This window comes from Fulvivirga lutimaris, assembly GCF_009711525.1.
Taxonomy (GTDB): domain Bacteria; phylum Bacteroidota; class Bacteroidia; order Cytophagales; family Cyclobacteriaceae; genus Fulvivirga; species Fulvivirga lutimaris.
The window spans coordinates 1-17,378 of the sequence record NZ_SMLV01000412.1 but is presented as its reverse complement, the minus strand read 5'-3'; the positions used below and the strand labels follow the sequence as shown (position 1 = coordinate 17,378).

Here is a 17,378-nt window from a genome sequence, read left to right as displayed (position 1 = left end):
TTCACATTTCTTATTGCTTGCCCAACCACGATGCTTCACTCTGCGGACCCAGCATTCCTTCACATGATTGTAACAACTCTTGAGTATTATAAACTTTGCCCTGCTTGATGACTGTATGCACATTGTGCGTGTTATAAATATCTTCCAACGGATTTCCTTTTACGATCATCAAATCTCCCATTTTCCCAACTTCTATACTTCCCAGCTTGTCTTCAAGACCCATGGCTCTGGCGCTGTTCAAGCTTGCTATCTTAATTACCTCATGATTTGGGATGCCAACTTCAGACATCAGGGCCATTTCACGATGGGTATTGAATCCAGGAGTTTTAAAGTCCCAAAGAAAATCCAAGGTTAAAGGTCCATCAGTACCCATAGATATCAATCCACCCCGGTCATAAAACCTTTTTAAGAGCACCTTACTATTCTCATAAAACTGAATTCTGGTGGGGTGATATTTTGCCGGGTTGGTCTCAACAAGAGCTTGTGCATATGGGGCCCAGTATTTCTTTTCGTCTACCCAATAGTCTAACCACTTATCTTTGCTTTCTGTGAACCCACCAATCACCGCCAAAGTAGAATTAAAATACACCTTATGGTCAATGAGCATGTCCATTGATTTATCAATTAATGGATTTGCTAAGTCCATTTCACCAACTTCTGCATAGCCATTTTTTACACCCGGTAGTGCCACTCCACCAGTATAATGTTCCAGGCGATCAATGCCCATTGGAATGGCAATTCCAGCACTGACACTTGGGAATTTAGAGCCACTGAGGTGCCCTGTTACTGTCAGGTCGTGCATGTGTGCCCTGTCTATAAGAGCTTCTAAATGAGCTGCACTGATGTCTCTGGCTTTGAAGCCGGCAACTCCTTTGGCTGCCCATTCATCAACAATCCTGTAAATATCATCAGTGGAATAATCAGCATTCCATCCGGGAGCCTGATCTCCAAAATATGGGCCTGAATTGAGTATTCTTGGTCCTGTTGAGAAACCTTTGGATACATTTTGTTTGTAAATAAACACGGCTTCAGGATCAACTTCCCCGCAAGTAAAAATGGTGGTAATGCCATTGGCAAGGTATAGCAATGGAGTGGCAAGGGTGTCTTCCTTTACCATTCCTTTATGAGATACTTTAAGATGTGCATGAAGATCAAAAAGCCCTGGAAGAACATAGTCATCATCTTCCAGATTAATGTGTGGAATTGTGTTATCCTCATTGATATTACCTATTGTGAAGATCTTTCCACTGTTAATATGTAGTCCGGGATTTTTTACCGCAGATTCAGAATCTGGTAAAATCAGCCAGCCACCTTCCAGAATCAAATTTTGAGCATCAACAGAAATAGTAAGTAAGATGCTAAGCAATAGTAGGAATGTACCTCTTTTCATAATGATCAGGATCGGGTTAAGGTAAAGCTGCCAATACTAATATATGAAAATATACATTGGTGACTTTTTAGAGAATGTTTCATCCTCTGGTAACATGCTATCGTGTCATTGAATTAGATGCCGCTCTTAGCTACTGGGTTTGATGAACTCCATAGCCTTATCCATTTGCGAGATGTCAAAATATCTTTCTTCATACCCTTTTTGCAATCTTTCAAAGAAAAAATTATCAATAGGTACCATCGCTTTTAGAATATTGGAATGAGCAACAATGGCAAGATTTCCAAGGTGTTTGAAATTTCTAATTACCCAGATCATGTCTTCCATGAAAGCCTTCACGCTAGTGTGACTAATTTTCATTTCATCCAATTTTACCAATACATTTACATGGTCATAACCAGCTTCAATCTTCTTATTGAAAAATTTTTGAGCTAGTTTTTCATCTGTTTCACTGAAGCCATCTATTACTTCTATGGCCAGTGAGTTTCCTTCAAAGGTTTCAATTTGTTCTATCATGACTTTTTTATTTTAAGCGTTACTATAATATTACATTAAACAAGTACCCTGAAATGATGATGCAAACGGCTACCACACCAAAAAAGGTGGCTATCAATTTCATGGTCATTACTTTTTTTAGCAGCATGGCTTCTGGCAATGACAGTCCTACTACACCCATCATAAAGGCAATGGCGGTGCCCAAAGGTATGCCTTTGGCCACCAGCACCTGCACGACTGGAAGTATGCCTGCAGCATTGGAGTACATAGGTATGGCCAGTATAGTGGCCATCGGAACCGCCAGTAGATTTTCTTTACTCATATACTTCTCAAAGAAGCCTTCTGGAATGTATCCATGCATCAACCCACCGATTGCAATGCCAATGATCACATAGGGTACAATTCCTTTCAAAATTGTGACTACCTCGCTCCAAATCAAGGGTAAACGCTGCGTGAGGCTGGGCTGCTCATTTTTAAATTGGTCTTGCTCTCTTTGTGCATTAGCCAACACCTCTTTTACCCAAGGTGTTAACAAGTTTTCTAATTTGAGTTTTTGAAGTATAATGCCCGATATGGTGCCCAATAATATGCCACTGATAATGTAGATAACAGTGGTCTTGATACCAAATAACCCAACAAACAAACCTATAGCTACTTCATTTACCAGTGGTGACGTGATAAGGAAAGCGAAGGTGACTCCCAGAGGAATACCGCCTTTGACAAATCCTATAAAAAGTGGTACAGATGAGCAGGAGCAGAATGGGGTAACTACACCAAATATGCTGGCTATTAGATATTCAAATCCATAAAGTTTATTTCTCGACAGGTAATTTTTGACGCGGTCAATAGGGAAGTAACTATTGACAATTCCCATAAGGAAGATGACCGCTATTAGTAGAATTAAGATCTTGACTGCGTCATAAATAAAGAAGTTCAGCGCTTCGGCTAAATGCTGGCCTCTATTTAAATTAAAGAGGTCATAGACCAGCCAGTCGGCAATGTTTTGCAACCAATCAAACATGATCAGTTAGTTTAGGTGAGCTAATATTTCTTCTTTTGAAGGAATTCTACCTTTGGTTTTAATCTCATTATCTACGACCAATGCGGGAGTAGCCATTACATTGTATTTCATGATCTCCTGAATGTCTTCCACCTTTTCAATTGTGGCGTCAATGTGGTTTTCAGAAACTACTTCTTTTACTAAACCGGTAAGCGTTTGACATCTGGAGCATCCACTGCCTAAAATTTTGATGTTTTTTGACATGATTTCCCTGTTTTAAGTATCTCATAAAGTTACACTCACACTATGACAGGGAATATGATGATTGTCAGCCTTATTTATTCTTTTTGGCAGGAAACTAATTTATTTTCAAAATAACTGCTTGATATGGCTTCAGAGTAACGGCATCTCCATCCACAGGGCTTGAAGCATAATTATTGATTAATATTTCACCGGGCATTAGTCCTTCAGGCAGATTCGCAGTAGCATCAGAATCAGAGAAATTTAATAATACAAGTAACTTTTCATCTCCCTGAATTCTGGTATAGGCATGTATCTGTTCATGATCGTCAAGAATTATGTCATAGGCACCATAGACTAATACCAGATTGCCTTTTCGAAGGTGTGCCATTTTTCTGAAGTGATTAAGCACACTATTTGGGTCGGCATCCTGGGCGGCCACATTCAATTCTTTGTAATTAGGATTCACTTTTTTCCAGGGCTTGCCTGTGGTGAAACCAGCATTTGTTGTGCTATCCCACTGCATTGGCGTTCTTGCATTTTCCCTTGAGCTATAGTTGAGCACTTTCATAAACTCCTTCATGTCTTCCCCTTTAGCCATTGCACTTTTGTACTTCCCAATCGCATCTATATCAACATATTCTTCAATGGTAGGCATATCAATGTTGGTCATGCCCAGCTCATCACCATAATACGTGTAGGGTGTACCTCTCATACTTAGGAGAAAAGTGTTGAGCATTTGTGTGGACACGGTTCTGAATTCGGGACTGGGATTGCCAAATCGGTTGACCAGTCTAGCGTTATCATGGTTCGACAAAAAGATGGCTACCCAACCATTCTCTGCAAAGGCACTGTCCCACTTACTGAATACCTTCTTAAACTGTGAAAGCTCGTAACCAGCCGGAGTACGCGCCATGTCCACATATTCAAAATGATAAGCTACCTGAAGTTCTTTTCTGTCAGCATCTACCAGATCATGTGCATCCTGAAGCGTACTTCCTGATCCTTCTGCAACGGCAAACACATCATAAGGCTCCATAACCTCTTTATACATTTCTTTTAAGTAGTCATGCAGGGCAGGTCTTAGGCCATGATATTTGATGAAATCTTTTTCATAACCCTCTGGAAACTCAGGATAAGTGATGTCTTTGCTGGCAAATTGAAAGGCATCCATTCTAAAGCCATTGACCCCTTTTTCTGCCCAGAATTTCATGATGTCATACACTTCCTGACGGAGTTTTGGGTTTTCCCAATTCAAATCAGGCTGTTGTTCAGCAAAAGTATGGAGGTAGTAAGAATCCGTTTCTTCTACATAATCCCATCCGCCTTCAGGATCGAAAAGGCTGAATCGGTATGGAGGCTCGCCTTTTTCTGCAGGCCACCAGTGATAATAATCACGGTACTGGCTATCTCTTGATTTCCTTGCTTCCTGAAACCACATGTGTTGGTCACTACTATGGTTTACCACTACATCGAGTACGAATTTAATACCACGATCTCGCATGCCATTGAGCATTTCTTCAAAGTCAGCCATGGTGCCATAGCGTGGGTTAATGGCCCTATAGTCCGCCACATCATAGCCGTTATCTACCATCGGAGATTCGAAGAAGGGATTCATCCATACTGCAGTTATTCCCAAACTCTCAAGATAATCCAACTCTTCGATGATGCCTCTGAAATCACCAAACCCATCACCATCAGAGTCTTTAAAACTTTGTGGATAGATCTGATAGAGTGTGCCTTCTTTCCACCAGTCGGAGTTGGTAGCCATTGGGGTGGTAGTTTCTTCTTTAGGCTTTTCGCTGGTACAGCCTATAAGTATAAATAGGCATAATATGGTAATAATAGAGGCTTTCATAAGTTCAGGTTTTTTGCATTCTGTTGTTTAATATACAGTTTAAGTAGCTTGCAGAAAAGTAAGGAAGAATAATAGTTGATTGGGGTACGGTTAGGTTTGTTTACGAGGTGCGCTATACTATTTCTTCTTTTTCTTAGGCTTGGGATTTGGAAGTTCTTTGAGTGTGATGCGCACCAACTCGCTAAGCCATTCGCTGTCCTCTATTTTATCTTCAATCAGAAAACTGTTTTTGGCTCCTGGATAGGGCTGAGCTTCTACAACATCTTTGATATAAGCTCTCCCAGATTCTGTAGGTTTTATAAAAAGCTTGTTGTCACAGATGAGCCCAAAGATCTTTTTATTGCTGAAAATGCCATAGTCGCCAAACATCTTGCGGGTGGTTATCTCACCGGCATTTTTAATTTGGTCTGCTATAAAATCGACAAGTTCCTGGTTCGAAGCCATTTCTATTTCTCCACCTTAAAACCCTAACCCCTTAATATATCCTTCATTCTGAAAGTTGTTTTTGTATAATGAGTTCTCCAGAAACTCATTCAGGGCCTTTTGCACTTTGCCTACATCGGGTCTGTTTTCCCGCATCTTAGCATAAGATGATCGGTCGCTTTTGGCATATTCGGTAATCAAATGATAATCTTCAGGCTGTTCGAAGTTCATTATGCCAGCGGTGTTGTTCATTTTCTTATATGGCCAAAATGCCCAGCTGATCTTGTTTTCATCCAGTAGTGTTCTGAAGTCATTTACCCATTCATCTGAGTTCTCGCCAGTCTCACCGATGTAGATTGGCACATTATGCTTTGCACTAAAATCGAGATAAGTCTGTACTGACTCCTGATTAACTTCAAACCAGTATTTGTGAAATTCATAAACCACATTGTCATCAAAAATGGATTCAAAGACATCAAAATTTCCTGCCCATATAGAGCCGTTAAGGAAGATGGTGTGATCCTTATCTACTTTCCTGATCTCAGAAGTGATGCGTTTGTAAAGATTAAATAATGCTGGATTTAAAACGGGCAGTTCGTCCTGAAAATAATGCGCCACTGGCTCATTAACCAGATCATAACCTATAATAATCGGGTCACCCACATACCGCTCGGCTATCTTTACCCAAATGTCAGTCATCAGGTCTTGTGATGATTTGCTTTTGAGTAGGTAAGGGTAGCCATAGCTGTCATCAATATTATCCCCAGTTTGTCCACCCGGGGCGCAGTGCATATCTAATAACACATATAATTTTTCCTGCCGGCACCATTCTATCACCCGGTCAAAATAGGTGAAGCCGGCATTGCGCTTGCCCATGTACAGGTCTTCAGTAAACAGTTTATAATGGAATGGCAACCTGATATGGTTGGCACCAATGCGCTTGAGGTATTTGATGTCTTCCTGAGTGATGTAATTCTCTAGAAATCCATCCCAAAATACTGTGAGGCTATCAGGGCCAATCAACTCATAAAGCAATTCATCAATTTTACGAGGTGCATTTACCTGCTCCATTTTAAACATATAGCCTTCGGGCACCAGCCAGTTGCCCAGGTTAGTGCCTTTCAAAATAATGGCCTCGCCTTGCTCATTGACCAATTCCTTGCCTTTGGTTTTGACAAAGCTTACCGACTTGTCATAAAGTTTTTGGGCAGGTTGTTCTACTTCTTCCTTGGCGGGTTCCGGATTACCACAAGCTGATAATAGAATTAACAGAAAAATTGTAGCAGCACCTGTGGTGCTTAGGTTTTTATTCATTTTTTGAGTCTACTTTATTGATGAAATCTATAACTCCTTTGAAGTAGGTTTCCTGATCGTCATACATAGACCAGTGACTACCTTTTGAACAGTACAGGTAACTTCCCTGAGGGAACTGGGTAGCCATCCATTCCATATATTTTGGATCCATAGTATCGTGTTCTCCACCAATGGTTAGGGTAGGAATAGTCACTTGCCCCAAATCTTTACTTCTGTCCCAGTCTTTTAATAAGGCATCTCCAACTACACCAAATTCGCTAGGGCCCTGCATGGCCAGGTACATATCATAATTGATGTTTGATAATGCCCTGTTTACAGGATCAGGCCATTGCTCCAAAGGCATACGAAGCACATGCTCTGGATAGTAATGCGTGTAGATAAGCTCTGTATATCTCGGGTTGGTATAATCTCCTGCTTCCTCAAATGCCTTTATTTCTTTTAGCACTTCTGGATCAAGTTGAGGACCGAGTACCTCGTTGGCATATTTCATATATTCAGGAATGGAAGCTACCATATTAGAAATGATCAATGCCTTCATTTTATCCTGATGCTTTAAAGCATATTCCAATCCTAAGATACCGCCCCACGAGTGACCCAATAAGTAGAAATTAGAAGCATCGAGCCCCAAAGCCACTCTCACCTGCTCCACTTCAGCAACAAATCTTTCAATGGTCCAAAGGCTGCTGTCGTTAGGTTTATCGCTATAAAATGACTCTAGCTGGTCATAATAGTAATATTGTATTTCCTCTTTAGGGAAGTAAGAATCAAAGCATTCAAAATATTCATGCGTAGCTCCAGGGCCTCCATGTAGTAGCAATACCTTTTTTGTTGGGTTATTACCTACTCGCTTAGTCCATACCTTAAATTCACCAGCAGGCGTTTTTATGGGAATCATTTTAACACCCCCACTCAGCTTATCGTCATAGCCAGAATAGTCAAAATAATTACTTTGAGGTTCTGCTTCAGTGGCAGTCTCTTTAGGGGTGTTGTTGCAGCTCTGAAATATTGCCACAACTATCAGCAAGGTGTAAAATTGAAGTTTCATGGTTTAAGTTGATGTATGAATTAGTAAGTAATTAACTTAAACCTACAATTGCAAATATGATTTTTTGAAAGCGGTTGTCCGCCCTTACCAATACCAACTATTTAATTTTAATAATTATCTTTAGTTGAACAATACCAATCAAGTGCAATGACCGATATAATCATATATGCCGCTGTTCTAGTCTTCGTAGTGACTGGATTGATTTATATCAAAAACAAGTTAATGGGTAAAGACAAGGAGTAACCTTTATTTCACTTCACATATACCGGCAATGTTGCATTTCAGATGGTCAATAAAATTCAAGAGGTACTGTTGAGAGTCCTGTTTATCAAACATAACAGCATACCAGTTTCTAAATAAACCTTTTTTGGTAATAGGGATAGCGTTTAGAGATCGGTCTTTTAGGTAAGGTGTGGCCATCCATTGTGCCATCACTTTTATGCCTAATCCGGCTTTTACCATTTCTATTACTGCTTCAGTTACCTGTATAGACATCACTTTCTTTGGCTGAACACCAGCAGGCATCAATACACTTCTTATTACCTCTACTGACTCTAAAGGATAGGAGTGAATGATCAGCGTTTCATCAGCAAAGTCTTTGGCATTGAGGTGCTTTTTTTTGGCAAGCTTGTGAAATGCAGGTACAATGGCAACCATTTCATCTTCAAAAAGGTCATAGTACCTCAGGTTTGGGTAATTCCTCTTTTCACTCACAATAGCGAGATCAATTTTACCATTGAGTAGCAGTTTTTCAGTATGATCAGTATCATCCGGATAGATCTCAATTTCGATCTTTGGAAACTCCTTATTGAAGTCTATCATCAGCGATGGCAACCAGTGATAGGTGGTATAGCATTGGGTGGTCAGTCTGATGGTTCCGGTGTCCCCACTCACATATTTCTTGACAGAAAGTTCTGTTTGCTCCAGCTCACATAAAATTTTTTCAGCAGATTCGAGCACGATTTTACCCGCTCCGGTGAGCAACAGTCGTTTGTTGATTCTATGAAAAAGTGGTGCGCCAAGTTGAGTTTCAATTTCCTTCAATTGATGGCTTAAAGCTGATTGAGAAAGAAAAAGTGCATTCATGGCCTTTGTAAGGCTGCCTTTTGAGGCTACTTCTTTTACAAGCTTGAGGTGACGTATCTCCATCTAGTATTAGTTTTATTCATGAATTTAACAAAATAAATTCATCCAATTAATAGAACGTCAAATTTTTCGAACCGTTACATTCGGCATAACCAAATCAACTAACATTATGAAATCTCAAACATTACACCCTTTCGATTTACTAGTTTCTAAATCTAAAGAAGCAAGAGCCAACCGCCTCTCGGTTAGCCCAGGACCTTCTAAAATTTTACAGTATCTAAAACCATCCAACGGCCACAATATCGGGTTGGCAGCTTTTACAAAATAACGCCTATGAAATTAAAGAACTACTTTTTGTTAATACTACTGGCCGCACTTTGGGGACCGTCATTTCTGTTTATAAAAATTGCTGTGGTGGAGATATCGCCTATTATGATGGCCGCCATGCGCATTGGCTTTGCCGCGTTATTTTTGAATGTCTTTTTGTTGATGCGTAAGGTAAAGCTTCCGACAGATATAACCTTTTGGAAGCATGTGGCGCTGGCCGGTTTCTTTGCTCAGGCTCTGCCTTTCATGTTATTCAACTGGGGTGAACAATACATTGACAGTGGTTTGGCTTCAATTCTTAATGGACTCACGCCATTGAGTACGGTATTGCTGGCTCATTTCACCATATCGGCAGAAAGACTATCTGCCAAAAAACTAATAGGCGTTGCGCTTGGTTTTGCGGGTTTGGTAGTGCTGAGCCTTCCTAAGTTGAGCAATGGCTTTGATTCAGCTTTTTTAGGAATAGTTGCAGTAACCTTTGGAGCAGTCAGTTATGCCATTGGATTAATATACTCGAGGAAGCATTTAAGTAAAGCCAAACCTATGCATGCACCGGCAGGGCAGTTGCTAGCGAGTTCAGTGTATCTGGTGCCACTGGCTTTTATTTTTGATACGCGAACTGTTTTTTCGCAAATAGGTGGACCTGCCTGGCTATCCATATTTTTGTTAAGCTTTTTCGGGACGGCTGTGGCTTTTGTACTCTATTTTTATCTTATAGAAAGGACTGCAGCATCTTTTGTTTCATTGGTGACTTACATTGTGCCCATCTTCGGAATTGCCCTGGGAGCCATTTTTTTAGATGAAGTGATCACCAGTGCTATGGTTTTAGGAATGCTGCTGATCCTGACAGGAATATTGATCGTTAATATCAAATTGAAATTTTCGAAATCCAAAATAGCAGAAGATCAGGTAGTGGCTCGTTGAGCTGCTACCTAATGTTGATGTTTGTCTAAGAACTTTTTAAATCCTTGTTTGTAAGTCTGGCTGATAGGTAAAAACTCTCCGTTGATTTTTAGTGAATTGTTGGAGACTACTTCAATTTGAGCAGTGTTAATAATGAAGGATTGATGAATACGCAAAAAGCCTTTTTCAGCAAGGCTATTCTCGAGGTCCTTCATGTTCATTAGGCTCATAATTTTCCTGTTCCTGAGGGTGAATTTCACATAGTCTTTTTGTCCTTTGATATAAAGGATCTCCGCCAAAGGAACCTTGACCATGTCTCTACCATCTTTAATAAAGATATAATCTCCACCAGTATTTTTATTGCCATCTGTATTTGGTTGACTGGCCTGAGTGTGAGAGAGAACCTTATTAACTGCTTTTATGAACCTGGGAAAATTGAATGGCTTGAGAAGGTAATCAGTTGCATCAAGTTCAAAACCATCAACGGCATATTCGGCAAAGGCCGTGGTAAATATTATTTTAGGCTTGTTCTGTAAGGTCTTCACAAGGTCGACACCTGTTATGCCGGGCATTTTTATATCAATAAAAAGCAGATCAATCGGGTTATTGTTGAGGTAGGGTAGGGCATCTAGCCCGTTGGTAAATTCTTTTACCACTTCAATTTCTGACACCCGACTGCAGTAATCCAGCAAAAGCTTTCTGGCCATCGGCTCATCTTCTATAATTACACACCTTAATGTCATGCTAAGTCAAGGGTAAGTGATACATGATATTTTTTTTCACTTTCATCAATATCCAGGGTGTATTTACCCGGATATCCCAGTGCCAATCGCTTCTTAACATTTTCTAGTCCAACACCGGATGACTCCATATCAACCTTTTCTCCGATACTATTTTCAACAACTAAATACATGATATTTTCTTTTGTTGAAAGCCTGATATCAATCCAGCTTTTTTCATCCTTATCGCTGATGCCATGCTTAAAAGCATTTTCAACAAAGGGGATAAATATGAGCGGGGCAATTTCCAATTGGTCATTGGCCTCTGTCACATCAAATTTAAGGTCAAACTTATTATTGAGCCTAATAGCTTCCAGTGCAAGATAATCCTGAATATAATCTATCTCTTTTCGCAATGTCACGCTGGGTTTATTGGAATCATAAATCATATAACGCATGATATTGGAAAGCATTACAATAACTTCTGATGCCTGATCACTCTTTATCTGTGTGAGGTAGTTGAGGTTGTGTAGTGTATTGAACAGGAAATGCGGATTGATTTGCGATTTTAAGTATTTGAGTTCTACGGCCAATTTTTCATTTTCCAGTGTCTTCTTTTTGTTCTCCATCTCAAACCAGTCCACGGCAAATTTGATCATCCCGGTAAAAATCATGAAGCTCATTTCATCCCACAGGGTACTTACAAATCTGATCCAGCCAAAAGTCTCAAAATAGTTTGATGTGCCGAGACTTGAAAGTGTAGCATTTTCAGTAATCACTTGAAAAAACATAACTACCGCAATGGCCATCACCAGTTTGATTAGATACCTTTTTAGTCTTTTAGTTCTGAGCAGGTCTGGCAAGATGAAGAAATAGTGCGTATAGCTCAGGATGATATGAAAGAACATGGGGACGGTAATCCTAAGAAAGGCCACCTTGAAGTCCATAAAAGCCGTGAAATCATAGATTTTATAGCTGAAGAACAGTGCCCAAAAGCTGAAGTTCAGCCAGAAGATCCGGTTGCGTAGAAAGGAAAATTTCACAGGCTAAAAATAAGGAGTCTCTTAGATTAAACCCGCTTATTGGTCTGCTTTAACTGAATAATCGACATAATCTGTTTTTTGATCGACAACCCGGTCATGTCGCACAGAAGGCATGACTTGCAGATTATAAACCGTGGTCTGTCTAATATATCTGCTAAAAAATGCCAGAGGCGCTTTATTTGAAGTATGAGAAATACCAGATACATAGCCGTCATTATCCTGACCATGGTTTTTGCCAAATCCGTTGCTCAGGAGCCAAAGGAGATCATTAACCAGACCATAGAGGCCATGGGTGGTCTTGACAAGTGGAAGTCTATTGAATACATCAATATGAAAATGGCAGGACATAAGTACTGGCTGGAGCAATCAGAAAACCCTAATGGCCCTTATATAACATCTTATGAAGTGGTAGATGAAACACGTGGGGTTTGGAAAGATCAGCTAAGCAGAAAGGAAGCCTCCAGAATGTTCCAATCTAAAGATGAAATGAAGATGGAGATGATGATCAATGGGGACAAAGGAATGCTGAAATTTGGTGAAAGAGTAATGGCCATGCCTTCGGGCTACCGACAGGTGCATGATGAGTGGATGCGCTATGCTCCGGAAAAGTTGGTTTTGGATGCTCTCAAATATCCGGTTAAGAAGGAACAGGATAAGGTTTTGGAAGGCACTGAACACTGGGTGGTGAGTTATGTGAAAAATGATTTGAAGCACACACTTTATATTAATAGGAATACACATTTGCTTTATCAGGCAGATATTGAAACTTTTACCCCTTACGACCTATTCAATTATCCATGGGGTAAATTTATGACTACCATAAAGTACTCCTTGCAGTGGTTATATCCTGCCAAGGTGCGTTACCCGGCTCAGTGGGACGTTTATAAGCTCGGTAAACCTTTCAGATCAGTGACCATTTATGATATTGATTTTAACCCAGATGTTGCTCCTGATTTGTTTACGGTTCCTGAAGAGGCTGCTGCCGTACCTGAGCCTACGCTGGTAAAGGATATGCCATTGGTCACAGAGAATAAACAGACAGTTGGTGAGGACGTTTATACTATCCCTGGTTCGTGGTATGTGGCGCATGCTGTGCAGGAAGATGGTATTTTGGTAATTGAAAGTCCTATTACTTCTGGCTACAGCGAGCGGCATATTGCTTTTCTGGAGAAGAAGTACCCTAATAAACCCATAAAAGCTGTGTTTGTAACCTCTGACGCATGGCCACATATTGGAGGTGCCAGGGCATATGCTGCGCGTAACATTCCTATTTACACACACAGACTTAACGAACCATTGATTAAACAGCTTTTGGCTGCTGATTATTCTATGATGCCCGATGCGTATGAGAAGTCGAGACCAAAACCAAAATTTAACCTGATCAATGAGCCTATAGAAATAAAGGATAAGACCAATCCGGTGAAAGTGGTACCTGTGAATGGCGAGGGTGGTGAGCGCATGATCATGCTGTACTTCCCTAAAACTAAAGTGCTTTATGCCAGTGATCTGGTGCAGTACACAGGAAGAAATAAGGAATTCTTTTCACCACAATATTTGACTGAAGTAAAATCAGCAGTTGATAAATATAAACTGGATGTGGAGACGGTGTTTGCCTTCCACACTTCGCCTATTCCTTATAAAGAGGTGCTTGATTTTTTGAAGGGTTTTGAGAAATGATAATAATGAAAGTCACCTCGCTTCGCAGGAGGAACGATCCGATAGCTATCGGATGAGAAGTCTCCTGATCAGAAGTTATGGAAAAGATCCCTGGCGGGATGACTTACTCAAGGGTAGATTGCAAATCTGGAATAGCCGGGATTCTTTGATTTATAACTTGTGTTTTGAAAAGTAAAATGAGCGCTTTTATTACTTTACAGCAGATAAAAAATACTATAAATCATTCCCAGATTAAAGCCTGCGTGGCATAATATCGCGCCTAATAGTGAGCCGCTGAGCTGCTTCATTTTGAAAAAGATCACACTGGTGAAAAACATGCCTGCCACCCACAGCAGGGTGGGAAGGAAGTAAAAATCCCACGTGCCGTTAACGAATACCAAACCAAAGTGGGCAATGTGCGTGATGGCAAAAGCAGCACTATCTACATAAGAGGCCTTTTTATCTCCTAAAGACTGAGCAAAGCTGCCATGCACAATACCGCGGAAGTACAGCTCCTCGCCAATAGGACTAAAAAGCATACCCATAATGGCCATTGGAATGAATAAGGTCAATTTGGCTTCGGGGGAGAGTACCTCAGGAATGTTATACGACTTACCAATGTACACATACCAGTTTTGGTAGGTGTTGCCAAACAAAGTAGCACCGATAAAGTAGAGGAGGAGGCTTAACGCAATGCCTGCAACAAGAGCAATAAGCAGCGCTTTAAACTTTTTAGTACCACAAATGCCTATGCCGCTCAGACTTTTTCTGCTTAAAAAGATAAACGGAATAGCCGCTGAGATAAGCATGACAGTGCCAATAGCGGCATAGTTGCCGGTTTGATTGGCCAGCAACACTAAAACAAAGCGCGGAATACAGACCAGCAGAATAAGAAAGAGCCCAAATTTCCAGTCAAACTTGAAAAATCGTTGCCAGTAGGAGTTGAGTTGGGGGGTGATCATTTTTAGCTCAAGAGTATTTCAAGATTAGTTGACGACAAACCTTTTCTCAATATTATTAAACATGCTGGTCAATCAAAATGGCATTACCATCTGGGTCGAGCATTGTAATACTTGCAGGTCCGCTTCACCCTTTAAATCTATATTATTATCCTTTAAGGTTTTTTGTATTACCCTTACATCATCAAAATCTTCAAGCTTGTTTGCATTTGCATCCCATCCTGGGTTGAATGTTAAAATATTGTTTTCAAACATCCCTTGAAATAAACCAATTAATGAATCTCCATTTTTCATGATGAGATAGTTTTTCTCGATATCACCGGCAAACTGTGTAAATCCGAGTTTCTCATAAAATTGTTTTGAAGCGTTAATGTCTTTTACACTAAGGCTTACTGAAAATGCGCCTAATTTCATATTTCTATTATTTTAATTTAAAGTGCAGTGCTCTTTTGGTGCCTACGCCTAACCAACCTAGTGTTGTTAGACTATTTCAAATAATTCATTCTGCATCTTATAAAAATACACGATTATGATTAACTATTAAAGGCAAACTTTAAGCTGCTGCTCCATTTTAGTATCAACTTGATACCATATCAATAATTGTTAAAATAAACTTTGATATTAGACTATTTACATTCCTCTGTCAGCTAGCTCCTGATCAATTTTAACTTTTAGCCTGCCAGCATCTACATTTAAGGAATCCAAAGCATAGGCAAAGTCAATATGCTTTTTTGCCAGCATGAGGCTATCCATTCTAAAATAAATGTCCGCATAAACTACCGAGGGCTTGGGCACAGATTGATTTTTCATCAGTGATTCTAACTGTTCGGCTTGCTGAAGCGCAACATCAAAATTTTCTAACTCAGCATTGATGGTTGCTGAATAACCAAGAAGAAAAGGGTTGTCTTTTTGTTGGTTAGAGGTCAGGGCATTTAATGAATCAAGCGATGCTTGAGGCCCATAAAGCGAATGAAGAATTTCTATATACTCAGCCTTAAGATATGTTTGATCAGGGTATTTATGGACTATAATTTTAAAGTTGTCATATGCCAGCTGCAACACATCAGCAATTACTTTTTTTGCTTTATCCGGGTTTTGTTCTCTAACATTTGTGAAATGAGTTAGTGCTAAGTAAACATCTAAAATCAATCGTTCATCACCGGTAATGTTACTCTTATTGGCCTCCAGGTTCTCATATAATGCCAGGCGCTCATCCAGATCTCGTGTTAACCTGGCGAGTACACTTTGACCAACCAAGAAATTGGGATCATACTCCAGTGCTCTTCTATAGGATTTCTCTGCTTTAGAATAGTAGCCTTCATCCATGATCTGCTTCCAACCCAAGTTGTAAGAGTATAGAGCAGAGTCGCTTTTGGTAGAATAATCTAAGGTTGCATTTGCCTTATTTTGATCACAAGAAGTGAAAAGTGCGCCTATAATTAAGCAAAGAATCTTGAAGACGTTTTTCATCCTATAACTTCTGCCCCAAAATAGCAATCATCGTTTTAATACCATCTCTATAATTCCCAAGCCTGATGTTCTCATTCGGACTGTGCTGGTTGTTGTCCCTGTTTACTGTAGGTACTGATACCGCAGGAATGTCCAAAGTGGTCACAAACGGAGAGATAGGGATGGAGCCACCGGCCATTCTTTCCATAATCGGGTCGGTACCATATGCATTTTTCAACGACTCTTTTAGCCAGATGCCGATGTCTGTGTTATAATCCGTTCTGAAAGACTGGTAAGAGATCTCATAAGTAAACGAGGCCACTTTTTCATGGCTCATTCTTTCTGCTTTGGTTGGGGTGTCTTTGGTGACATAATACCCAAGGCCTTCAATATGTTTTTTCACAAGACTCACTAGTCTTTGCGGGTCAGACTCCAGCACCAATCTTAAATCAAGTTCAGCTCGTGCCCAGTCAGGTACTATGGTTCTGGCTTTTTCATTGATCCATCCCGACTGCATACCTCTTATATTTAAAGAAGGATACTGTATAGCCTCCTGGTAAAAGCGACCTACTTTGTCCGTACTTCCTATCTGCAGCCTGTCCTGAATTTCCTTTTCATCATCTGGTACTGCTCTTAATATCTTCTCTGTTTCTGCATCAATGGTGATACCATCATAATAACCTGGTATGGTCACTCTGCCATCATCATCTTTCATAGAAGCCAAAATCTGTGACAGTCTGAAAGCGGGATTTGGCGCATAATTACCATAATGCCCGCTGTGTTGCGGTGCTATCGGTCCGTAGGTAGTCAGCTGGATGGTAGCAATACCTCGCGCACCAAACACTAATGTTGGTTTGTTAGTGATGTGCATTGGCCCGTCAAAGATTACCAGCATGTCTGATTTCAATAGTTCCTTGTTATCAATTACTGCTTGAGGCAACCTTGGCGATCCCAATTCTTCTTCAAAATCAAGAATAACTTTGATGTCAAAATTCGGGCTGATTTTATTATCATCAATAGCATCAATAGCTGCTAAAAACATGGCCGCAGGACCTTTAGCATCAGAAGTTGATCTGGCAAATACCCGCCAGTCATCATCATAATTCTCGATTTTACTCCAGTCCATTTCTTCCCATTCGCCTTTAGCATTTTTCATTTTTAAGGCAGGAATGTACGGGTCTTGCTGAAACCACCTTGAAGTATCCACAGGCTGCCCATCAATCTGCAAATAGATGAGCACCGTGTTTTTAGGCTTCTTTACTTTGCGTTCTGCCAGTAGGAGAGGCACGGTAGAAGTCTCAATTCTGGTGGTAGTGAACTTTCTATCTCCAAAGGCTTTTTCACACCATTGGATGTTCTTTTCTATGTCTTTAGAATAAACGGCATCATTAGGAATGCTCAGCAGCTCTTTGAGCATGGGGAAGGACTGCTGTGCATATTTGGCAGCCATTGCATCCAGTTTTTCTTCGGTCAG

At 40.3% G+C, this 17,378-nt stretch carries 17 protein-coding genes; 2 read left to right on the top strand and 15 right to left on the bottom strand.

What is annotated here, in order from left to right:
• Nucleotides 1-10: 10 nt before the first annotated feature.
• The 9 genes from E1140_RS15365 to E1140_RS15325 form a co-directional block, all read right to left on the bottom strand.
• On the bottom strand, nt 11-1,390 hold the full coding sequence (locus tag E1140_RS15365) for an amidohydrolase family protein (RefSeq protein WP_155185749.1): 1,380 nt from the start codon (nt 1,388-1,390) through the stop codon (nt 11-13).
• 126 nt (nt 1,391-1,516) lie between these two features.
• Entirely contained in the window at nt 1,517-1,903 is a 387-nt protein-coding gene (locus E1140_RS15360; RefSeq protein ID WP_155185746.1) for an STAS/SEC14 domain-containing protein, read from the bottom strand.
• A 22-nt stretch (nt 1,904-1,925) separates the two neighbouring features.
• Nucleotides 1,926-2,903 (bottom strand): permease, encoded by a 978-nt coding sequence (locus tag E1140_RS15355; protein WP_155185743.1) that lies wholly within the window; start codon nt 2,901-2,903, stop codon nt 1,926-1,928.
• 6 nt (nt 2,904-2,909) lie between these two features.
• Nucleotides 2,910-3,146 (bottom strand): thioredoxin family protein, encoded by a 237-nt coding sequence (locus E1140_RS15350; protein WP_155185740.1) that lies wholly within the window; start codon nt 3,144-3,146, stop codon nt 2,910-2,912.
• 94 nt (nt 3,147-3,240) lie between these two features.
• Entirely contained in the window at nt 3,241-4,980 is a 1,740-nt protein-coding gene (locus E1140_RS15345) for a glycoside hydrolase family 13 protein (RefSeq protein WP_221412708.1), read from the bottom strand.
• Between the two features lie 117 nt (nt 4,981-5,097).
• Nucleotides 5,098-5,424, bottom strand: a complete 327-nt coding sequence (locus tag E1140_RS15340) for a TfoX/Sxy family protein (RefSeq protein WP_155185737.1) — start codon at nt 5,422-5,424, stop codon at nt 5,098-5,100.
• 15 nt (nt 5,425-5,439) lie between these two features.
• Entirely contained in the window at nt 5,440-6,717 is a 1,278-nt protein-coding gene (locus E1140_RS15335) for a glycoside hydrolase family 5 protein (protein WP_155185734.1), read from the bottom strand.
• Nucleotides 6,710-7,762, bottom strand: a complete 1,053-nt coding sequence (locus tag E1140_RS15330; protein ID WP_155185732.1) for a proline iminopeptidase-family hydrolase — start codon at nt 7,760-7,762, stop codon at nt 6,710-6,712. Before E1140_RS15330 ends, E1140_RS15335 begins: the two co-directional genes overlap by 8 nt.
• Nucleotides 7,763-8,008: 246 nt before the next feature.
• Nucleotides 8,009-8,911, bottom strand: a complete 903-nt coding sequence (locus E1140_RS15325) for a LysR family transcriptional regulator (RefSeq protein ID WP_155185729.1) — start codon at nt 8,909-8,911, stop codon at nt 8,009-8,011.
• Nucleotides 8,912-9,181: 270 nt separating this feature from the next.
• Between E1140_RS15325 and E1140_RS15320 the strand changes: the two genes are divergently transcribed.
• Nucleotides 9,182-10,099, top strand: a complete 918-nt coding sequence (locus tag E1140_RS15320) for a DMT family transporter (RefSeq protein ID WP_155185726.1) — start codon at nt 9,182-9,184, stop codon at nt 10,097-10,099.
• 8 nt (nt 10,100-10,107) lie between these two features.
• On the opposite strand, the gene E1140_RS15315 is transcribed toward E1140_RS15320, so the two are convergent.
• Together E1140_RS15315 and E1140_RS22040 are read right to left on the bottom strand one after the other, a co-directional pair.
• Nucleotides 10,108-10,821 carry a LytR/AlgR family response regulator transcription factor gene (locus E1140_RS15315; RefSeq protein WP_155185723.1) on the bottom strand — a complete coding sequence of 238 codons (714 nt, stop codon included), beginning with the start codon at nt 10,819-10,821 and terminating at the stop codon, nt 10,108-10,110.
• The gene (locus E1140_RS22040; protein ID WP_155185720.1) at nt 10,818-11,840 is read right to left on the bottom strand and encodes a histidine kinase; all 1,023 of its coding nucleotides are present in this window, start codon (nt 11,838-11,840) and stop codon (nt 10,818-10,820) included. The genes E1140_RS15315 and E1140_RS22040 overlap by 4 nt, the downstream gene beginning before the upstream one ends.
• A 186-nt stretch (nt 11,841-12,026) precedes the next feature.
• On the opposite strand from E1140_RS22040, the gene E1140_RS15305 reads away from it, so the two are divergent.
• Complete coding sequence (locus E1140_RS15305) at nt 12,027-13,517, top strand: MBL fold metallo-hydrolase (RefSeq protein WP_155185717.1); 1,491 nt, start codon at nt 12,027-12,029, stop codon at nt 13,515-13,517.
• Between the two features lie 194 nt (nt 13,518-13,711).
• On the opposite strand, the gene E1140_RS15300 is transcribed toward E1140_RS15305, so the two are convergent.
• From E1140_RS15300 to E1140_RS15285, 4 genes are all read right to left on the bottom strand, one after another.
• A complete protein-coding gene (locus E1140_RS15300; protein WP_155185714.1) occupies nt 13,712-14,458 on the bottom strand; it encodes a CPBP family intramembrane glutamic endopeptidase in 747 nt (248 codons plus the stop codon).
• Between the two features lie 72 nt (nt 14,459-14,530).
• Nucleotides 14,531-14,869 carry a VOC family protein gene (locus tag E1140_RS15295; protein ID WP_343034257.1) on the bottom strand — a complete coding sequence of 113 codons (339 nt, stop codon included), beginning with the start codon at nt 14,867-14,869 and terminating at the stop codon, nt 14,531-14,533.
• A gap of 216 nt (nt 14,870-15,085) precedes the next feature.
• Nucleotides 15,086-15,925, bottom strand: a complete 840-nt coding sequence (locus E1140_RS15290; RefSeq protein WP_155185711.1) for a tetratricopeptide repeat protein — start codon at nt 15,923-15,925, stop codon at nt 15,086-15,088.
• 1 nt (nt 15,926) lies between these two features.
• On the bottom strand, nt 15,927-17,378 hold a 1,452-nt coding region (locus tag E1140_RS15285; RefSeq protein ID WP_221412707.1), incomplete at its 5' end, for a M20/M25/M40 family metallo-hydrolase.